A 21,511-nucleotide genomic window follows, 5' to 3' on the forward strand; every position below is an offset into this window, starting at 1 on the left:
GCAAGTTTTTCTACATCGGCGCTGTCCCTGGCTGTTTTGTAGGCTTCAAGCACCTCAAATATTCCTCCGGAGTAAACCGGACGAATGGCGATGTCGATTAATGTTCTTTCGAGATCGGTGTAGAAGAACGTTTGCGTCTCATTTTTGACTTGAATGACACCCATACGATCCGTAAACTTTCCATTGAGGATAACGATCTTTACTCCTCCGGTAAGGTAATGTTTGGATGATTTTCGTTGCGGCTTCGAGAATGCGGCGTCTATGAGCCGTTGTTCCAATTCCCCGTGCTCCATTTCAGACCGATGCTCACAATTTAGATAATGTGTCTTGGGGATCTGGAGTGTCAGTTGATGCAGGTACATGGCTGTATAGTGGGTATAATACCCACCATTTACCAAACCGGAATAGCTGGTGAAATCATCTTCTGTTTTCCAGGTGTAAACTATTTTTTGCGTGCCATTCTCGCTCGTATATGTGCGGGGCAACATGAGATTAGAATCAGTAAGAAACTGGATAAAGCGCTTTGCCTTGCTTGATTTCGGGAGCCCCCACTTCCGTTTCCACGAATCAAATATTTGAGCTATTGACATACTGGAGAAACTCCGGGCATCCAGAGAATCAAACAGTTGCTCGATTTGGTTCCGAACAAGTAAAAAGGCGCTTTTTCGACTCATTTCAATTACTATATATTAGCATATATGCTAATATATAGTAAAGTTATAATATATTTTCGACTTAATCAAGCGGGTTTAAATTTTGAGCTATTTACGTTCATATGGCATATATGCCATATGAACGTCATTACTTAAAAAATGTTACACGGAAATTGAAAAATAATCCAATCAGGCATAACGCCTATTGTTCATATCAGGGCCGGTTACGGTTTTGACAAGATGATCAACGGCTGGAAAGCATATACCGGTGCCGCTCCTGAGTTCGACCAGGGACAGGATTATACGAAGGTGACCTTTTTCTTTAAGGGTCAAGCCGGCACCAAGCCGGGACTAAGCCGGGACCAAGCTGGGACTAAGCATAGGCGACATACAAAAGCTATTTGAGTTCTGCCGGGATTCAATCGCTGGCATGATAAAGTTCCATTTTGTTGATCAATAGTTAGGAAATCCAGAATGACCGGCTTCGAAATACCTCAGGATCGTATCCTTTATGTACTTCCCCGGCTTTTCACTTCAGGGGGGCCGACCCCAAAGCGGCCGAATAAGCTGACCGTCCACACCCCAACTATCCCTCCCCTCCAATTAAAACCTCCCACGAAAAGTAAACAATACCGCTCCATCTTTGTTGTATTTATGGTGCACCATGCACTGCTTGTCGTTGACAGCAAAAAAAAGTTTAAAATTGTGAACAGGAACTTTCAACAACAATGGGGAACCATATCCCGGGTGATGAGTCGATATGTAATTAAAGATCTTGAACGTCTTTCTGGTGTAAAAGCACACACCATCAGGATATGGGAGCAACGGTACAACCTGCTGCATCCGGACAGAACGGATACCAACATCCGCTATTACAGCAACGAACAGCTAAAGAAACTGCTGAACGTCACTCTGCTGATGAAACAGGGCATGAAGATCTCCCACATCGGCAAGCTGAGTGATCAGCAGATCAGGGACCGGATCAAAAATATTCTTGACGATGCCAGCACCGCGGACCAGCCGGAAGAAGTTTTCATCAACGGATTGATGGTGGCCATGATCGAGCTTGACGAAAGGCGGTTTGAGAAGATCTTTTCGACGTCCATGCTGCGGTATGGGTTTGAAGGATCCATCGTGCAGGTGATCTACCCTTTCCTGAATAAGGTGGGGTTGATGTGGGGCATAGACAACATCAACCCGGCACAGGAACATTTCATCTCCAACCTGATCCGGCAGAAGATGATCGCCGCGATAGACGGACAAATGCATGAAGGACCGGAAAAGGAAACGTATATTCTTTATCTCCCCGAAGGCGAACTTCATGAATTGGGACTCTTGTTCGCACAATATATATTGCGCTCCCGAAGACGACGGGTTGTTTATCTTGGTCAGAACGTACCGTTTAAGGACTTGCTGTCAGTTGCTGAAATTACAAAGCCGAATAAATTCTTTACCATCTGTACAACCGCCCGCCCTTCAAAAGAAATGGAAGGACATTTTAAAAAACTGACCGATGCCTTTCCGGATGCAGAGATACAGATGACCGGTCGCCCAGAACTGGTTAAGTCTCTGAAACTGCCCGCCCATTGTGTTTACCTTGAAAGCCTGGCCGATTTTGTAGATCGATTGGTGTAAAATCATTAAACATTCTCACCCTCCCTTAAACTGCCAGCCAATCAGCTGACCGGCAATAACTTACTCCATTTACCTTCGGATACGCATCATCTTTTTGTTTATTTTTTAACATTTATTGTTAGACATTTTATTGGTATTTTCATTTAAGTGCTGCATATTTGTTTAACTTATTTGAATATTTAATAAACAAAACATGACTGAATTCAACCATCAACTGGTCGTTCATCAACGCAGCCTTGAATATTTTGCCCGTTCACTGACCCGTGATCTGAACGATGCCAGGGATCTTTTACAAGACACCCTTGTGAAAGCCCTTACCTACAAACAGAAGTACAGGGAAGACAGGAATTTCAAGTCATGGCTCTTCACCATCATGCGCAACACGTTTCTAAACAATTACCGCAGAACCGTGCTGCGTAATGATTTCCAAAATGAGGCAGAACGCATGGCAGCCTCCCATCTGCAAGGTGATGTGTCATCCGCGGAATCCATCGTAGTCATGGGTGAGATCCAACGCAGCCTGAATAAACTCCCCGAAAATCTCCGTGACGTTTTTGATCTGTTTGTTAAAGGATACAAATACCGGGAAATCGCTGAGGCATTCGACCAACCCATCGGTACGATCAAGAGCAAGATCTTCCAGGCCCGAAAAATTCTGATGCAGGAACTGGAGGAAAGCAAACGATGAAAGACGTAACGGTCATAGGTTCCGGATTTGCCGGATTGGCTTCCGCCACCACACTGGCGTCTCATGGTTTTAATGTGCGCCTGCTTGATAAGAATTCACAGGTAGGTGGCAGGGCCAGCCAGCATTCCGAAGCCGGATTCATTTTTGACAAAGGCCCGAGTTGGTATTGGATGCCGGACGTATTCGAACAGTATTTCAATCGGTTCGGAAAGCATCCTTCCGACTACTATGACCTGGTGCGTCTCTCACCCTCCTATCGTGTTTTCTGGGAGAAGGACTTCACAGACATTCCCGCTGACCTAGAAGACCTGAAAACCCTTTTTGAATCATGGGAAACCGGTAGCGCCCATCAGTTGGATCAATTCCTTAGGGAGGCCGAACACAAGTACAGGTTAAGCATGCAGGACCTGGTTTATAAACCGGGCCTATCCCCAACCGAGTATGCCATACCGCGCTTGCTTGGAGATGTTTTTAGTTTATCTCTGTTCAAGCCTTTCAACAAATACATCCGAAGCAAATTCCGTGACCCGCGAATCCTGAGCTTACTGGAATTTCCGGTCTTATTTCTTGGCGCAAAACCGTCCCAGATTCCTTCATTGTATAGTCTCATGAATTATGCAGACATGAAACTGGGAACATGGTACCCCATGGGCGGCTTTCATGAGGTGGCCAAAGGAATGGCACAGCTCGCGCGGGAAATGGGCGTATCCATAGAGCTGGACACACCGGTAAATCACATCGACCTGACACACAATCCTGGTGCATACATTCATGCCAATGGACACAGCCATCACGCAGACGTGGTTGTCGCCGGAGCCGATTACCACCATGTAGATCAACACTTACTGGACCCTGAGTTTCGTAATTACAACGCAACATACTGGAACAAACGGGTCCTCTCCCCCTCCTCGCTTTTATTCTTTGTTGGGTTGAATCGCAAAGTACCCGGACTCCGGCATCATAACCTGTTCTTCGATGCCGACTTTGAAAAACACACACGGGAAATATACGACCAACCCAGTTGGCCCGAACAACCGCTTTTCTATGTCTGTGCCCCTTCAGTTACAGATCCATCTGTGGCATCACCAGGCCATGAGAACCTGTTCATTCTGGTCCCGGTAGCTCCCGGACTCGATGACACAGAAGAAACGCGGGAACGTTATTACGACCTGATCTTGGACCGGCTGGAGAAAAATCTCGATATGCGCATCCGGGGTCATGAAATCTACAAAAGATCATATGCGCACAATGACTTCAAACACGACTATAATTCTTTCAAAGGCAACGCCTACGGTCTGGCCAACACCCTGAAGCAAACCGCCTTTCTCCGGCCTTCCATACGCAACAAGAAAGCCCGGCAATTGTACTACACCGGTCAGCTTACGGTACCCGGTCCGGGTGTGCCACCGTCCCTGATCTCCGGTCAGATCGTTGCCGACGAAATCGCTAAAACTTACAAACAATGATAGACCTGTATCATAAGGTGTGTGACCACACCAGTGAAAGAACAACCAAAACGTATTCGACCAGCTTCTCGCTCGGCATTTATTTATTGAGCAAACGCTTCCGGCAACCCATTTACAACATTTACGGATTTGTCCGCTTTGCCGACGAGATCGTCGACACCTTCCATGGTCATGATCAGGCACGTCTGCTCCGGAAATTCCGATCTGATACATATGAAGCCATTACCGACGGCATCAGCCTGAACCCGATTCTTCACAGTTTCCAGAAAGTGGTTAATGAATACGGGATAGAGCATGAACTCGTCAATACTTTCCTGGATAGCATGGCCATGGATCTGAAGGACCAAACCTATAACCCGGAGAAGTTTCAGCAATACATTCTGGGATCAGCGGAGGTGGTAGGCCTGATGTGTCTTCATGTATTTACCGAAGGTGACAAGACACGCTACCAAAAGTTGCGCCCCTATGCCATGGCCCTGGGCAGCGCTTTTCAAAAGATCAATTTTCTGAGAGACCTCCGCCACGATGCCATGGATCTGGGCAGAAATTATTTCCCCGATGTCGACGTTTACAAACTCGATGATGAAACCAAACAACGTATACAGGATGATATTCACAAGGACTTTGATGTTGCCCTCCAGGGTATCATGCAATTACCCCGCAGTTCACGATTCGGGGTGTATGTTGCCTATACTTATTACTACCAATTGTTTCTGAAGATTAAACGAACGCCTGCACACAGGGTCTTACGTGAACGGATTCGCATACCTAATCTGCAGAAATATGCCCTGCTGTTCAATTCATATATCAAACACAGTGCTAATCTCTTTTAAGCTATGAAGATAACAACGACGAACCCGGGAGATAAGGAAATGGTCATCCTCGTAAACCGCCTGGATGAGCCCACCGGAACCATGGAGAAGATGCAGGCTCATGTGGAAGGAAAGCTGCACAGGGCCTTTTCCGCATTTATCTTCAACTCCAAAGGAGAACTGATGATGCACCGGCGCGCCCTGAGCAAGTATCACTCACCAGGGCTTTGGACCAATACCTGCTGCAGCCACCCCCGACCGGGAGAGAAGCTGGATGATGCTGTTCGCCGGCGTCTGATGGAAGAACTGGGATTTACCTGTCCGGTCCACCATGCCTTTAGTTTTGTATATAAGAAAGATGTTGGGCATGGTCTGACAGAGCATGAGCTGGATCATGTATTTATAGGTTGGTATGACGGACTGGTGATCCCAAATCCCAAAGAGGTTGATGCAGTTACCTTCCGCAACATGTCTTCTGTTTATAACGATATAGATGCCCGCCCTGAGAAATTCACCGAATGGTTCAAGATCTGCTTCCCGTTGGTGGAAAAATTCATGGACCGTGAGATCACACGATCATTGGCCATATGACGATGAACACTATGCTTAACCCCCTATTCTTCCTGGCCACTTTTGCATTCATGGAATTCATGGCCTGGTTCACCCATAAATATGTCATGCATGGATTTTTGTGGAAGCTTCACAAGGACCACCATGTACCTACGCCGGGCTTTTTTGAAATGAACGATGCATTCTTCCTCATCTTTGCCGCACCCAGTATGGTTCTGATCTACCTTGGAATTAACTACGAAATCTGGCCTGCCTTTTCAGCAGGACTTGGCATTATGTGCTATGGTGCTGCTTATTTTCTGGTGCATGATGTGATCATACATCAACGCTTCAAATGGTTCACCCGTTCGCGAAACCTATACGTTGTGGCTGTGCGAAGGGCACATAAAGCACATCATAAAAGAACAGGAAAGGAAGATGGTATTTGTTTCGGCATGCTCGTGGTGCCCCGCAGGTATTTCGCAGAAGCACGTAACCTTTTAAATGCATGAAAACCCTTTCCATAATCGGAACCCTGCTTGCGGTTTTCTCTGCACCTTCTGTGAACGAAGCAAGGCTGATCTCCGCATACAAAGAGGCGGAGAAAAACATGCAGGGTACTGAAGAACTGATCAGGTTAGCGACCTCCGGCGAAACAACAGCCCTGAAGGTTGCCTTTCGAGCGTCCGGAGAAGCATTCAAGGCCAAACACTCATGGAACCCTTATACAAAACTGAAATACCTGGCGCGTAGCTCAGATTCATTTGGTGAAGCGGTAAAGATGGATTCCGGGGACATACGCATCCGGTTTCTGCGGTACGCGGTAGAATTCAACACCCCGGAATTTACCGGTTACCGCGAACACCTTCAAAAAGACCATGACATGATTGTAAAAGGTTTGGCGGATGAGGCCACCCGTTCCTCCATCCACCCGGAATTTCTGAAAATGATGAATGAACTGATACCTGTGAGCCCGTGACCTACCTCCTGATCAATATAGGTGCGATCATCATCCCACTTCTTTTCTCATTCGATCCGCGGTTCGGATTTGTACGAAAATGGCCTTTGGTTTTCATTGTGCTCTTGATCCAGGGTACATTTTTCATTGCATGGGATGCCTGGTACACGTCCCTGGGGATATGGTCCTTTAACAATCAGCATCTGGTGGGCATACACATATTCGGATTGCCACTGGAAGAGATCCTGTTCTTTGTCTGCATCCCCTTTTGCTTATTATTCCTGCATGAAGTATTACGTTACTTTCTGCCTGAATGGAAGATGGGCGCCTGGATGGACATGCTGTTGATCGCTGCGATCATCTTTCTATCCGTGCTTGCCGTATCATCAAATGGCCTGGCATACACCCAGGTCGTTTCCCTGCTCGGGGCCGCAGCCCTCATAACCGTTCGACTTACACTTCCACGTTCCGTCACGGAGCGTTTGTTTCTGCTCTTCCCCCTGCACCTTTTCTTTTTTTACATCGTGAACGGATTGCTGACGGCCTTCCCGGTTGTGATGTATGATGACACCGAGAACTTGGCACTACGCGTGTTTACGATTCCGGTCGAAGATCACATCTACAGTCTGTTGATGCTATGGTCCTACGTAGGGACCTATGAGGCCTTGCTGATGCGATATGGACGCCCTACCAGTGCATCTGTATCGCCAGCATGAACCGATTCAATCAAACATCCAGGTATCAACACCAATAAATTTTCTGAATACTTCCAGCACCTGGCCGCATAGAAATATGCTGATTTAGCGTTATAGTGGAATATAAACTCATTCCGCTTGAAAAGAACGAGGCCATCAATTATTCTCATCAATCAATTTTCCATCGGGCTGGTGCTGTTACCCATTGGCATTTTCCTGATGCTCCCTAACTACAAAGGCGAGGAAGTTGAACCACTAAAGATTCCAGTCATCGTTGGCAATAAGGATTCTACAAGCCTATGCCTGTCACCAAACTACATGCTGAATGCCTGGTATCATGTAGAAAGACTTGATAGCATTGCGGATACACTGGATATTTCCATACCAGGAAAAAATACCAAAGGACTATATTTTGAGTCGTTTGAACTCCCTGAGTTTGAGGACAAGTTGATTTTCTCCAATGATTATATTCAGGTTATGGTAGATACGGTTAATGAACTAACCATGCAAAAAAAGCCTATTTGGGCCAGTTATCTTTTTCACGACAGACTTTCAAATAAAGACAGGGTGGTTCTTCAGGATGACACGTTAATCCAACAGGTTAAGAGCTTCCCGATCTATATAGCGAATCTTTCCAACATATATGCGGCTACACTTAAAATTCAGGATGGCAGCATGATCATGTCTGTCGAGGCTGTTGACGAACATGGCGAATGGAAGCCCATTGAGTACTGGTCGCACAGTTGGTGCGGAAACAGTTATTACGAACATATCATACCTCCACGACATTTTCTAATGACAAGAGGAATCAAGTGCAGTGGTGATTTTGAAACAAAATGCAGATTGAAGCTAATCAATACCAACGCGACACTTTATTCAAATGAGTTCATCATGTTGATCAATAAGACGCAATTTGAAAATCCTACTCAAAAAGATACATTGAAAGACAAATAGTTTTTACAGAGACGGTTCACCAATTGAGCTAAAAAGTGGCATTTCATTGTATTCTTTCTGACGGAAATATCGAGCACCGAACAAGATGAACACAAACATCTATATGAACTTCCTACATTGTAGAATCATATAATATATGAAAGAAGAAAATCAGATTGTCATATACCAGACCAATGATGGTCAGACCCAAATTGATGTAAAACTTCAGCATGAGACAATTTGGCTTTCTCAAAGGCAAATGGCTGAATTATTTGAAAAAGATTCGGACACTATAGGTTTGCACCTAAAAAACATCTTTGAGTCTGAAGAATTGGAAGAATCGACAACTACCGAGTATTTCTCGGTAGTTCAAAAAGAAGGTAATCGATTGGTTAAAAGAAACTTAAGATGCTACAATCTGGATGCAATACTATCTGTTGGTTATCGTGTAAACTCCAAACGAGGCACTCAATTCCGTATATGGGCAAACAGAATCCTTAAAGATTTTTTGGTTAAAGGTCATGCTATCAATGAAAAGCGACTGAAAGAAGCGCAACAGCAGTTTTCGGATTTGAAAAAAACTGTAAAACTGCTCGAAAAAGTAGCTAATCAAAAGCTCCTCTCTTCTGATGAAGCTACCGGATTGCTAAAAGTTATCACTGATTATTCCTACGCCTTGGATGTACTTGACAAATACGACCACAGGCAACTTGCGATAGAAGAAACAACCAAAACAGAAATATTTAGGATAAACTATTCTGAAGCACTAATAGCTATTAACAGACTAAGAATAAGCTTTGGTGGAAGTTCTCTGTTCGGGCATGAAAAGGACAAATCATTTAAAGGTTCCCTTTCAGCAATTTATCAAACGTTTGATGGTGTTGATCTTTATCCAAGCATAGAAGAGAAAGGAGCACACTTACTTTATTTCATTGTAAAAAACCATTCCTTTTCCGATGGAAATAAACGGATTGCAGCATTTATTTTCGTCTGGTTTTTAGAAAGAAATCATTTACTATATTCAGAAGAAGGTCAAAAACGCATGGCAGACAATGCACTTGTAGCATTGACACTAATGATTGCCGAAAGTGAACCGAAGGAAAAAGATATGATGATCAAAGTGATTGTCAATCTGATAAACAGGAATAATTGATTGAATCAAATAACTATAGCAACACATACCCTTATCACTCCAACGCAAGGATGGCCAATGCCCCCTAATTCTGCGGAATCCTTTTCAACGTTTCAAGAAACAGTTTCCAGTATTTGTGGACGGAACTGATCTGCACTTTTTCATCAGGCGAATGGGCGCCACGTATATTCGGACCGAAGGAGATCATTTCCATCTCCGGATAGTTTGCACCCAGGATGCCACATTCCAGTCCGGCATGACAGGCGCTCACCTTCGGTTCTTCTTTATACAATTCCCGGTACAGGTTATCCATGATCTTGACAATGGCCACCTCCGGTTTGGGTGTCCAGCCGGGATATGAGCCGGCAAAGGTAACTTCGGCGCCCGGTTGCTCCAGTGTTGCTTTCAGCACATTGGCCAGTTCCATTTTTTCTTCATCCACGGAACTTCTTGTCAGACACATGACGGTATATTCTCCGTCCTTCACCAGGATCCGCGCTACGTTGTTAGAGGTCTGAACCAGTCCTTCTATGGCCGGGCTCATTTTATACACACCGTTGACTGCCTCAGAAATACTTCTTAAAAATGCATCCTGAAATGCAGCAGACAATATATTCTTCGCTGCATCCGCCTTCCCAACTGAAACCGATAAATTCTGATCGGTCTCATTGAATTCGGCTTTGACCTTTTCTGCAAAAGCATTTACAAAAGTTTCAAAATCCCGGGCATTGTTCTCTGCAACAACAACAGAAGCCACAGACTCTCTCGGGATGGCATTCCTTAATCCACCGCCATCAATGGTTGCAACGTGCGCTCCGAATTTTCCCGCAGCATCCGTGAGGATACGATTCATGATCTTATTCGCATTGCCCCTACCACGGTGGATATCCATTCCTGAATGCCCACCCGTTAATCCTTTGACAGAAATCTGATAGGTCAGGTGGTTCTCCGGAGTTGGTACTACGTCATAGGTTCCGGTTGCCGTTACGTCAATTCCTCCGGCGCAACCGATGGTCAGCTCGTCATCATCTTCAGTATCCAGGTTCAACAGGATCTTTCCATCCAACAAACCTCCTTTCAGATTGAGCGCGCCGGTCATTCCGGTTTCTTCATCAATGGTGAACAGCGCTTCTACCGCCGGGTGAGCAATGGCATCCGAGGCCAGAACCGCCATGATGGATGCTACGCCGATGCCGTTATCCGCACCGAGCGTGGTGCCTTTCGCTTTGACCCAATCATCTTCCACAAACATCTCAATGCCCTGGGTATTAAAATCAAAATCGGTGGTGGCATTTTTCTGATGAACCATATCCAGATGACTTTGCAGCACGATGGTCTGCTTATCTTCCATACCCGGGGTGGCCGGTTTCTTTATGATCACGTTTCCGATTTCATCCTGGATGGTTTCCAGTCCGAGTCTTTCTCCAAAGCGCACCATGAACTCCCTGACACGTTCTTCCTTTTTTGACGGACGTGGCACCGCATTCAGATCGGCAAAGTGATTCCACATTTCCTTGGGCTCTAATTCACGTACTGACTTTGGCATATTCGCAAAAATAAAAGTTTAAGGTTTGAGGTTTAAAGTTGCCGAACCAACATCTGATAGTCACACACAACCATATTTATACCATGACTACAAACATAGTCAGTCTGAATGAAAAGACCATTCCGGGATTCCACTTTTTGACAGATAGTTCGGCTCGTTCCTCACCTACTACTGCATAAGTTGGGTTTAAATGACCTGCGAGCTCTTTTGATTTTAGATGGATAAGTGCCTGAGTGCGGTTCGCATCGGGGCATGAATTTACATAACCGTCAGAATATCTACATGTGTGCATTTGATTATCTTTACCTCCCTCCAAAAGGAGATGAATACAGCACACATGCAAGACAGGCACACCAACCGGAAAGCATATTTTGAAGAACAGTCTAAAACGGTATCCCGACACGTGATCCCGTTTTTGAAGGATGTCATGAATATTGGCTCCGAAACTTCTGTTCTGGAAATAGGTTGTGGTGAAGGCGGTAACCTCCTGCCCTTCCTGGACCTGGGTTGCAAAAGGGTAGTCGGAAACGATATATCTGAAAGCAAGGTTGAAAACGCCAGGCAATATTTTACCGAACATCCACAGGTAAAGAATTTAGAACTCATCAGTGACGATATTTACAATGTGGAAGGCCTCGGACAATTCGACCTGATCATCATGCGTGATGTGATCGAACACATTCACGGTCAGGAAAAGTTCATGCATATCGTTAAAAAGTTCCTGAAACCCGAAGGCAAATTCTTTCTTGGATTCCCGCCCTGGTACAACCCATTCGGAGGCCACCAACAGATCTGCCGGAGCAAGTTACTTTCCAAACTCCCCTATTTCCACATCCTGCCAACTCCCGCATACAAAGGCATTCTAAAAGCTTTCGGCGAGAATAACGATACGGTTGAAGCACTGCTGGAGATCAAGCAAACCGGCATATCTCTTGAAAGATTTGAACGCATTCTGAGAAAAGAAAATTATCATACCGACAAAAAAGGCCTCTATTTCATCAATCCTAATTATGAGGTAAAGTTCGGCCTCAAACCCCGGAAAGCCTGGAGCATTGTCGCAGCCATCCCCTTCTTCAGAAACTTCCTGATCACGGCAGGATACTATGTTGTTTCAATTAAGAATGAAAAATAAAGAGTGAAGAATAAAGAATGAACGGCAATAACCACCTGCAGATTCTCATGGCGCACTGCCTACTGCCTCCTGCCAACTGCCTACTACCTCCTAAGGCCTCCTTCTACCGCTTCATAAATCGTCCGGTGGCCATGCCATCATCGGTATAAACTTTCACCATGTACATCCCAGGGACAAGCTCCCGGACCGGTATTTTTTGGTTTCCAGACACCGCCACCATCGCACCCTGAAGATTCAGCACTTCCACCCGGACAATAGGTTTGGAAAGCTTTACCGAGATCTCATCATGACCCGGATTCGGAAATACCACCAAGGCCCCACCTTCATTCTCCATTCTTAATTCTTCATTAATCCCCCCCGTGGTATGCAGATCGGCGATGATCCTGACTTTCCCGGTATTGGCTTCTGAAATGTATAAGGAATCTCCACCCAGACTGGCAATGATGCCATTCGGACTATTGAATCGGGCCGTGCCAACCGGACCATCCAGACTGCCCACCGCCCCACCGGCGAAAAGCGACACGCTGTCCAACTCATAGGGATGAATGGAGTAAATTTTATGGCTGTTAAAACTGGTACCCCACAGCATTCCCCGTGTGTAGGTAATGAATCCCAACCAACCTGTGGACGGTCCGGGCACAGTAGCCACATAGGCCAATGAATCGGGATATAACCTGTAAATCTTCCGGTCGTTGAAATTTCCGACGAATACGTTTCCCGCCGAATCAACAGCCAGCCCTACCGGTCCGTTCAACGGGGCCCCACTGAACCAGGGAACGATCGTTCCATCCGGTGCCAGTTTATTGATGGTATGGCTGTAGTATTGTGTAAAGATCATCGTATCGCTGCCCGCCGCTTTGATGATACCGGAGGGGTTCGAAACATCAATCGTATCCAGGAAAGTTCCGGTGTGTGACAGCTTATAAATATGCCCTCCCGCCAGATCGGCCACGAATAAATTCTCCTGAGAATCAAAGGCCAATCCGTTGGGCGTGTCGAAGCCGGTGGCAAAGGTGGTTGTGGTTCCATCCGGCTCAACCTTATAAACATTCGCACCGGCATAATGCGATCCGTAAAGGTTTCCGGCACGGTCCAGCACCATGCCATCGTTTACCTTCTCGGTGGCGGAATTCAAAAAGGTGGTGACCTGTTGTCCGTATCCGGATAACACCGCACCTTGTAATAACAAAAAAGTAAAAGTTGATTTCATAAATCCCGGGTTGGTTTGACGGACCAATGTGCTCAGGAAATCATTCATATGCAATGACAGATAACCGACCGGTTTGTCCGACTGCCTGTTCGGAGGGATTGATGGGATGAGTGGTCAATTTCAATTAGCCCAACTTATGCAGTAGGAGGTGAGGAACGAGCCGAACTATCTGTATTTAGTTGGGGTTATCCCGATTTAGAAAATCACTTTTCGGATGCACGAAGTACGGGCCGAAAAGGTTGATTTTCTTAATCGCTATGCAATAGAAAATTTTCTATTGCATAGTTTGGGATTAGACAATATAGATATATTGGTATTTTTCTTAAGCAGGCACGCCCGCTATCTTACCATACGTTTCCTTTCCAACTTCATTTACTTTTTCATGTTTCATCATCCACCACATGGCCAACGGCAAGCCTGCATGTGGAATGCGGTAAAGGAAATCCGGCAGGTTTTGATTGATGCTATCCCATGGGAAGTCGATGTAGAATTGCGTGGTAACCCTGGCCAGGGCCGTCATGCCTCCCCACACCACGGCATACCATAAACATGGAGTCGCTATCCTTCGCGGCAGGAAGATCCCGACACTGATCACAAAATCCAACACACCGGCTACTTTCAGCAGCAGTCTGGCCCCCGGCTCATCCAGGAAAAAACCGCGGATCACCATGTCTACAAACTGTCCCGGCTGTGGGTAATATCCGAAGGCATACAAGCCATGACATGTAAATGTCAAAGCAATGGTCACCTTTCCGATCAGCATAATTCGGGAAGAAGGCACCTGGGTAAATAGCACCAGGTACAACAACACCGGACTGATCACCTGGGCGGTGTACTCGAACAACTGACCCACGTGAAAGAACTTTTCCTTGTAGTATAAAAAGGCAAGAAAGGTCAGGCATCCGGAGCCCACCAGCAATGTGATGCCCATCCATTTCCGACGCTCATTGATGATGAGTGTGAAGATCGCGCATAGGGCATAGAACACACCCATCACCTGTTTGCCGGTCTGAATCCAGATATCCTGTATCTGGCTGGTCGCATACTCCTGCCAGGTCATCCCGGTAATGGTGGTGATCAACCCCTCCATCAGATCCTGGTCCCATAACAAGGCCCTGATCGGAATGTCCCATACAAGATGTTGGTAGGCCCTGCCCGCAAAGAGAAAAAAACAGGTCCATTTTAGTATCAAAAACAGACGTTGGTTCGTAGACGTATTCATAGCGTAGGTTTGAGACTGCAACGTGTGAAATTTTTCTTACCTTAACCTGAACTCCACTTTATAAGGTTCTTAAATATACATTACTATCCACAAGATTTCCACATTTGATCGAACAAAAAACGGCATTAATCTTTACAGTGTCCTAATGCTGATGTCATGGTGCGAAGGTTTCTTTAACTCCGTTAACCAACCAACACTCTATGCCATGAATCGGACAAAAAAATTCCTTGCCCTGGCGGGCATTCTGCTGATGGGCTCCTGGGCTCACGCGACCACCAACAAGTACCGGCTGACGCTGCGTGATGATCCCTCTACAACGATTGTCATCGGATGGAACCAGGTCTCCGGATCAGGTGCTACCGTATATTATGGTCCAACTGATCTGGGTACCAACTGGAGCGCATATCCTAACAGCAAAACGCCTGACAGAACAGTGAGCGACAAAGGCATGACCAATACCTTCGCCCGGATCACAGGTCTGCAGCCAAACACCAATTATTACTTCGTGATCAAAGACAGCGAGGGCAATAGCGCCCGATACTGGTTCCGCACCTGTCCGAATACCCCTTCCGAACGCTTGTCATTCATCGCCGGTGGTGACTCACGTAACAACGCCACCCCACGTCGCAACGCCAATAAACTGGTGGCCAAACTGAAACCTCACGCCGTGCTTTTCGGCGGTGACATGACCGATGGCGGCTCAAACTCCGAATGGGGAGAATGGTTTGACGACTGGCAGCTGACCATCGCTTCCGATGGACGGATGTTCCCTATCGTGGCCACCCGCGGAAACCACGAAAGCTCAAACTCTATCATCTACAACCTGTTTGACGTTCCCAGCTCGGAAGTGTACTACGCCCTCACCTTCGGTGGAAGCCTGATCCGTACGTATACATTGAATACGGAAACATCCATCACAGGCACACAAACCAACTGGCTCGTCAACGACTTGCAAGCTTCTTCCGGTATCACCTGGAAAACCGCCCAATACCACAAACCGATGCGTCCTCACACCAGCTCCAAATCGGAAGGAAATACACAGTACAGCAGCTGGGCCCAACCGTTCTATGATTACGGTGTACGCCTGGTGGTTGAATGCGACGCACACACGGTGAAAACCACCTGGCCTGTCATGCCCTCTACAGGTGGTGGCAGTGACGAAGGCTTCATCCAGGAAAACACCAACGGCACCGTATATGCCGGAGAAGGTTGCTGGGGCGCCCCGCTCAGAACCAACAATGACGATAAGACCTGGACACGCAACAGCGGCATGTTCAACCAATTCAAATGGGTGTTCGTGGATCAGCAAAAGATCGAGATGCGTACCATTAATGTAGACAATGCTGACCAGGTGGGCTCCGTAAGCAACAACGATCCATTCACCATTCCATCAAACCTTAACATCTGGAATCCGAGCAACGGGTCGGTCATAACCATTATGGGTGGTAACACTCCTCCGATATGCAATGTAACCAGCCCGTCCACCGGAACAGACTACAGTTCACTGCAAGCCATCACCATCAACGTTTCAGCAAGCGATGCAGATGGCAGTGTGACGCAGGTGGAATTTTTTGTAAACGGAAGCTCCGTCGGAACCGATGCTCCCAGTCCGTACTCAAGAAGCTGGACCTTTCCCGACTGGGGTTCATATGCGTTGACCGCAGTGGCAACCGATGATGACGGGGCCACTACCACATCCAACACGGTGTACATTACAGCCACAGCTCCCGGATCTGGTGAATGCATAAGCATACAAGCAGACTTCAATAATTTTGAAAGCGGATGGGGCATCTGGAATGATGGCGGTTCGGATTGCGCACGCGTGTCCAACAGTACATATGCCAACAGTGGCAGTTATAGCTTACAGCTGCGCGACAACTCATCATCATCCTATTCCAACACGGATGTGATAGATCTTTCTTCTTTCGAAGAAGTGACCGTTAGCTTTTCGTACATGTGCAACAGCATGGACAACAGCAATGAGGATTTCTGGCTACAGATTTCTACCAACGGTGGAAGCAGTTACACCACGGTGGAAGAGTGGAACCTGAATGACGAGTTTGTTAACAACCAACGCTACAACGACGCGGTAACCATCCAGGGACCGTTCCCCTCCAATGTTCGTTTCCGCTTTGTGTGCGACGCATCAGGCAACAGCGACTGGGTGTATATCGATGACATTGACATCACAGGATGCTCCAGCGGCCCGGTAAAACATCTCGTAATCAACGACGGATCGTTCGGCGATACTGCAGCGGATGGCATAGATGAAGAAGACATGGAAGATATCGTGGTGTACCCGAATCCCTTCAGCGAAAAGTTCACGGTTGATGTAAGTCAGGTGGAGGGGTCAGGTGAAATCTCCGTTTACAATATAGAAGGCAAGCTGGTATATCGAAAAGCTGTAACCGGCGGTCAACCGGTAACAGACGTACATCCCGGTGAGTTACCCTCGGGTGTGTACTATCTGGTTGTAAAATTCGGTAACCTGACTGCTTCGCATAAGTTGCTGAAGTATTGATTTGGTGATGTGATGATGTGATGATGTGGTGATTTATGATGTGTGAAGATGTGGCGATATCTGTTGACATAACCTGGTCTATTGTCTGTCATCTAACATCTATTATCCTTTGACTATCATCTAACCACAACCCATCTTTTCCCAAAGCCCGCTGGAATGTTTCCGGCGGGCTTTTTATTTATCCTTCTTCTGTTACTTTTCGAACGTTCTAAAAAACGGATTTATCCACTTCTTATGTGGAATAAATTCCACACGATAGGCATTGCACTCAACACTGCGCAAACCGGTCCTTCCATTAAACAGCTGAAACGGCACACTTAAAGACTTTGGAATGAAATTTTCACTTCACTATACAACAAACGGAATATTCATTTAATAAAAACAATAGTTATGAATACGACTGGAAAAATTGCAATAAGCACCATTGTGGGTGTTGCTTTGGGAACGGTAGCCGGCATCCTCCTGGCTCCTGCAAGTGGTAAAGAAACGCGTAAGGTTATCTCCGATAAGTATAACCAAACCAAAGAGGATTTAGCCAAAAGTGCAACGGATGTAAAGGAGAAGGTCAAAGAAAAGACACACAATGCGGCTAAGAAGGTATATGACAAAACCGCTGCCAACAACCAGGATGCATAACATCCACCAATGCAGTCATGTCAATGAACAAAGAGATAAAGCACTTGTGTAACGGGTTGGTAGACCAATCAACCCGTTACGCTCATTTGCAACTGTATTATGCCCGATTGAAAGGCACTGAACAAGTGGCCCGTGCATGCGGAACGATTTCCGCACAAGCCTTATTTCTTATGGTTTACGGGATGATCCTGTTTCTATTACTTATCTCTGGTGCATTATACATTGGAGCTGAGTTAGACAATTATGCGCTTGGCTTTCTGATCATGGGAGCTATCCTGATTGGTCTGACGCTACCGTTGATCATTTTTAAGAAACGGCTACTAACGCTGCCACTTACAAACCTTTTCATCAAATCCATCCTATATCACGATGAGAACAAAACAGATCAGGAACCTGAAAGAACTTCAGGAAGAACAAAGGAAGGTCAGAAGTGAGATTCGGGAAGTTGAGAAAAACTTTGAGGGCGAAATAGTGGCATTAAGAAATAATATGCAAACAGGGATCGCTCAGCTCTTTTCATGGAGCAACATTATATCATCGGTTGTTGCCAGCGGTATCAAGATGTTCGCTACTGCTAAACAGGATACCAATGAATCGGAGACCGTTCGCTTCATCAAGCACCTGATTGAACAATTCAAAATAAAAGCGGCTTACCTGGTTCACAAGTTTTTTTAACCTCCTGCCCCGGAACCCGGGACCTGACCCCCGAAAAGCGGGATGATCTCGAGATCATCCCGCTTTTTTATGCACGTAAGTGAACCGAAACCGGATACTAATGACTTTCTACCAAATACTCAATATATGGCTCCGTATGTCATAACAGGCTAAATACCCGAGGTCGTTTACGTTAGTTTTATCTCGAATATAAATCCCAGGGGTATTGTACATCCTAAAAATTAATAACGATGAAAAAACTACTTTACTTTATTTGCAGCGTTCCGTTGCTCCTTAGCACTTCGGTATCGTATGCCGGTCCAAGTGTCACGAACTTTTACATGTCTTTTGGGTTTACAGATGCCAATGGGCAAAACGAAGGTAATTGCGGTGTTACCTGTCAGGGCGACAACCTTTATCTTATCAATAGATCCACATATGGAAATGGCACGAACATTCAAAATCAGGTAACCTGTGGCTATTATTCTTTTTACTACAAACACCCGTCCAATGGATATTGGACTTACTATGCCAGCATCAATGCAGATCAGTGGAAGGGCGGAGAGATTTGGGCATTAAATGCCCATACGCCGTTCTACGGATCAATAAATCAATGTGTAAGTTCCGTATCAGACGTATATGTGCGATACTATCCTAATACCAGTGTTTGCAGTAATAACTATGCCCAGGCAGGACCGAATGGCAACCAGTATCAGATATATGCCAGGGTATATGCACCACCTTCAATAAATATTACCTCCTCTTCTACTACCTGCGCAGGTAGTGCAGTAACTCTTACCGCAACAGGAGGAAGCAGCTATGTATGGAACACCGGTCAAACCGGAAATCAGATCACAGTTTACCCTACCGGTAATACGACCTATACGGTGACAGCCACCAACGGTGCCGGCTGTCAGGGAACAAAGAGCATTACCGTAAATGTTATTCAGCCTCCAACTGTCAATCTTGGAGCTGATGTAATGCTATGCAGTGGTGACCCGATTCCCACATTGTATAATCACGTACCCTTCAATCCGTTTAGCAACTACTCCTACAAATGGTACCAGGCAGTTGGCGCAACGCTCAGCACCAGCGACACCTATCACCCTTCGATTCCCGGCACCTATTGTCTCGAAATTACCGATAACAATACGGGTTGCAAGAACACGGATTGCGTAACGATAGCAAACGATCCGTATCTCCTGTTCAATGGAAATTTCACAAAGCACACCAAATTCTATACCGGTGGAACCACATACACGGTGTATGCAACATTTAATGAGCGGCTTGCCGGCATGAGTGAATCCTGGCATATAGATGAGGTAGATCATATCACGCATGCGGTGATCACCCCACTATTTAACAATCCCACAGGATGGCACTCAACCTATAACGATGGAGATGGCAAAATAGACTTCCAATTCACTAATCCATCCGTAACATTTCACAAGGACAAGACCTACCGGATCCGACGGATCATATGGTCGGACAATGGCTGCCTGGCACCTAAAACGATTGACGCAATTGTGTATATCGCCAAGAGCGGATCTGCCGGAGGTGGCGCAGCAGGTGGCGGTGCATCAGGAGGTGGTGCTACAGGTCCGGGTAAAAAAGCAACAGATATGACGAAGGCAACGGCGGTGAACCTGGGCGTATACCCTAATCCAACCAACGGATCCGTGTCTATTTCTACGGATGCTGAAGTCACTCATGCTACTTTGCAGGTTTTCGACATAACCGGTAAAGTGGTGTTTGAGAAATCATACGAATCATTAACACAATCACAGGTGGATTTGGAACAACAACCGAAGGGACTTTACATTATTAAGGTAACTACTCCGGACCAGATCTTCACGGAAAGAGTGGTAAAAGAATAAGTCTGTTTTCCTGATAAGCAAGAAGCGGGACGGTCGCATGATCGTCCCGCTTTTTTTCGCTACTCGTCCCTGAACCACTTATTCAAAAGGTCATACCACACACTCGACAGGCCTTACCAAACCCGCATTTCATCAATTTACAAGCATAGCCCACACTACTTTTAATCCACCAACAACACACCTAATACTCACATTACTAATAACACGACCATGAAAAAAAACTACGCTCTTTCCATCATCGGCTGCTTATTGGCCGCCGGAACGTTTGCGCAAAGCTGCTCGCTGGAGCTCGTCCCAAACGGGGGCTTCGAATCAGGCATCAGTCTTTCGAACTTTGAGAATTTTCCTATTTATCAGGACTTCGCAAACCATCCGTCCAACGTAACCAGCTGGCATGCATACAAAGGACTTCCGGATCTATGTGTAAGGGGAAGTATCAAAACACAGGAGCCGTTCACTCCCATCCCCGCTCAAGGCATTCCTCTCAATGCATACAACACTTTTTACAGCAATGTAGGAGCCATCAACACCCACAACGGTTCTCCCAACAACCGTTATATCATGTTGCAGGAAGATGAAGGACCGAACTGCGAAGGGCTGTATACCGAGTTGGTGATTGCACCGGACAGAAAAAAATCATACACCCTGAATGCATGGGCCATCAACATTCACGACTCACGTGAACAGGATGCCTATCTCATATTCAAACTTCACAATGCCAATCCGGTAACAGGCAGTCCATCCATATCTCACACCGTAGGTACCGTATTCGTTGGCGATGCCAATGGTGGTTCCAATCCGTGGACATCCATCTCCATCAGCATTCCGGCCTTCTCCCTGCCAGTCGGCGAGTTGAAATACCTTACCGTAGAGACCAAGAATCTGAACTATGAATTTGAACCAAGCGCCAACCTGGTGTTTATCGATGACATCAGCATCTTTGACGCAGATGCGGTTGCCGGCGGCACCCTGACCAACTTTGGTACTTACACCTGCCCCGGCACCAGCGTACTTATGTCACTCCAGGGTTCATGGGGAAATATCCAATGGCAAAGACGTCCGTGCAACGGTGTATGGACCAACATCCCGGGCTCATCCACAGTGCTGCAGGTGACCACGATCAACACATCTTTACAATATTACTACAGGGCAAAACTGACCAGCTGCAACGGGGTAATCCGTTATAGCAACA

Annotated in this window: 20 protein-coding genes; 16 read left to right on the forward strand and 4 right to left on the reverse strand. The window is 46.2% G+C overall.

What is annotated here, in order from left to right; genetic code table 11:
• The coding region (locus tag KDD36_10035) for a hypothetical protein (protein ID MCB0396983.1) at positions 1-674 on the reverse strand (674 nt) is incomplete at its 3' end.
• A gap of 684 nt (positions 675-1,358) precedes the next feature.
• On the opposite strand from KDD36_10035, the gene KDD36_10040 reads away from it, so the two are divergent.
• The 10 genes from KDD36_10040 to KDD36_10085 all read left to right on the forward strand — a co-directional run bounded on the left by KDD36_10040 (position 1,359) and on the right by KDD36_10085 (position 9,542).
• Positions 1,359-2,288: a MerR family transcriptional regulator gene (locus KDD36_10040; protein ID MCB0396984.1), complete on the forward strand. Its 930-nt coding sequence runs from the start codon at positions 1,359-1,361 to the stop codon at positions 2,286-2,288.
• Positions 2,289-2,481: 193 nt separating this feature from the next.
• Complete coding sequence (locus KDD36_10045; protein ID MCB0396985.1) at positions 2,482-2,976, forward strand: RNA polymerase sigma factor; 495 nt, start codon at positions 2,482-2,484, stop codon at positions 2,974-2,976.
• Positions 2,973-4,442: a phytoene desaturase gene (gene crtI / locus KDD36_10050; GenBank protein MCB0396986.1), complete on the forward strand. Its 1,470-nt coding sequence runs from the start codon at positions 2,973-2,975 to the stop codon at positions 4,440-4,442. The genes KDD36_10045 and crtI overlap by 4 nt, the downstream gene beginning before the upstream one ends.
• Entirely contained in the window at positions 4,439-5,275 is an 837-nt protein-coding gene (locus tag KDD36_10055; protein ID MCB0396987.1) for a phytoene/squalene synthase family protein, read from the forward strand. Before crtI ends, KDD36_10055 begins: the two co-directional genes overlap by 4 nt.
• A gap of 3 nt (positions 5,276-5,278) precedes the next feature.
• Positions 5,279-5,845, forward strand: coding sequence for an isopentenyl-diphosphate Delta-isomerase (gene idi / locus KDD36_10060; protein ID MCB0396988.1), 567 nt, complete (start codon positions 5,279-5,281; stop codon positions 5,843-5,845).
• A gap of 2 nt (positions 5,846-5,847) precedes the next feature.
• Positions 5,848-6,315 carry a sterol desaturase family protein gene (locus KDD36_10065; protein MCB0396989.1) on the forward strand — a complete coding sequence of 156 codons (468 nt, stop codon included), beginning with the start codon at positions 5,848-5,850 and terminating at the stop codon, positions 6,313-6,315.
• A complete protein-coding gene (locus KDD36_10070) occupies positions 6,312-6,782 on the forward strand; it encodes a hypothetical protein (GenBank protein ID MCB0396990.1) in 471 nt (156 codons plus the stop codon). Before KDD36_10065 ends, KDD36_10070 begins: the two co-directional genes overlap by 4 nt.
• Complete coding sequence (locus KDD36_10075) at positions 6,779-7,477, forward strand: lycopene cyclase domain-containing protein (GenBank protein MCB0396991.1); 699 nt, start codon at positions 6,779-6,781, stop codon at positions 7,475-7,477. The genes KDD36_10070 and KDD36_10075 overlap by 4 nt, the downstream gene beginning before the upstream one ends.
• 117 nt (positions 7,478-7,594) lie before the next feature.
• On the forward strand, positions 7,595-8,410 hold the full coding sequence (locus tag KDD36_10080; protein ID MCB0396992.1) for a hypothetical protein: 816 nt from the start codon (positions 7,595-7,597) through the stop codon (positions 8,408-8,410).
• Between the two features lie 136 nt (positions 8,411-8,546).
• Entirely contained in the window at positions 8,547-9,542 is a 996-nt protein-coding gene (locus tag KDD36_10085; protein ID MCB0396993.1) for a virulence protein RhuM/Fic/DOC family protein, read from the forward strand.
• Positions 9,543-9,606: 64 nt separating this feature from the next.
• Here KDD36_10085 and KDD36_10090 read toward each other — a convergent pair whose 3' ends face one another.
• A complete protein-coding gene (locus KDD36_10090) occupies positions 9,607-11,067 on the reverse strand; it encodes an aminoacyl-histidine dipeptidase (GenBank protein ID MCB0396994.1) in 1,461 nt (486 codons plus the stop codon).
• Between the two features lie 322 nt (positions 11,068-11,389).
• Here KDD36_10090 and KDD36_10095 point away from each other — a divergent pair, with 322 nt between their 5' ends.
• Positions 11,390-12,199, forward strand: coding sequence for a class I SAM-dependent methyltransferase (locus KDD36_10095; GenBank protein ID MCB0396995.1), 810 nt, complete (start codon positions 11,390-11,392; stop codon positions 12,197-12,199).
• Positions 12,200-12,302: 103 nt separating this feature from the next.
• Here the strand turns inward: KDD36_10095 and KDD36_10100 are convergent, their stop codons facing one another.
• Both KDD36_10100 and KDD36_10105 read right to left on the reverse strand, forming a co-directional pair.
• The gene (locus tag KDD36_10100; protein MCB0396996.1) at positions 12,303-13,409 is read right to left on the reverse strand and encodes a T9SS type A sorting domain-containing protein; all 1,107 of its coding nucleotides are present in this window, start codon (positions 13,407-13,409) and stop codon (positions 12,303-12,305) included.
• Positions 13,410-13,731: 322 nt separating this feature from the next.
• Positions 13,732-14,631, reverse strand: a complete 900-nt coding sequence (locus tag KDD36_10105; GenBank protein ID MCB0396997.1) for a hypothetical protein — start codon at positions 14,629-14,631, stop codon at positions 13,732-13,734.
• Positions 14,632-14,836: 205 nt separating this feature from the next.
• On the opposite strand from KDD36_10105, the gene KDD36_10110 reads away from it, so the two are divergent.
• From KDD36_10110 to KDD36_10130, 5 genes are all read left to right on the forward strand, one after another.
• A complete protein-coding gene (locus KDD36_10110; GenBank protein MCB0396998.1) occupies positions 14,837-17,152 on the forward strand; it encodes a fibronectin type III domain-containing protein in 2,316 nt (771 codons plus the stop codon).
• 390 nt (positions 17,153-17,542) lie between these two features.
• Entirely contained in the window at positions 17,543-17,788 is a 246-nt protein-coding gene (locus tag KDD36_10115; GenBank protein MCB0396999.1) for a YtxH domain-containing protein, read from the forward strand.
• 369 nt (positions 17,789-18,157) lie between these two features.
• Positions 18,158-18,463, forward strand: a complete 306-nt coding sequence (locus KDD36_10120; protein MCB0397000.1) for a hypothetical protein — start codon at positions 18,158-18,160, stop codon at positions 18,461-18,463.
• A 230-nt stretch (positions 18,464-18,693) separates the two neighbouring features.
• On the forward strand, positions 18,694-20,319 hold the full coding sequence (locus tag KDD36_10125) for a T9SS type A sorting domain-containing protein (GenBank protein ID MCB0397001.1): 1,626 nt from the start codon (positions 18,694-18,696) through the stop codon (positions 20,317-20,319).
• A gap of 210 nt (positions 20,320-20,529) precedes the next feature.
• On the forward strand, positions 20,530-21,511 hold a 982-nt coding region (locus KDD36_10130; protein MCB0397002.1), incomplete at its 3' end, for a hypothetical protein.

The sequence above is a fragment of the Flavobacteriales bacterium genome, assembly GCA_020435415.1.
Taxonomy (GTDB): Bacteria; Bacteroidota; Bacteroidia; order JACJYZ01; family JACJYZ01; genus JACJYZ01.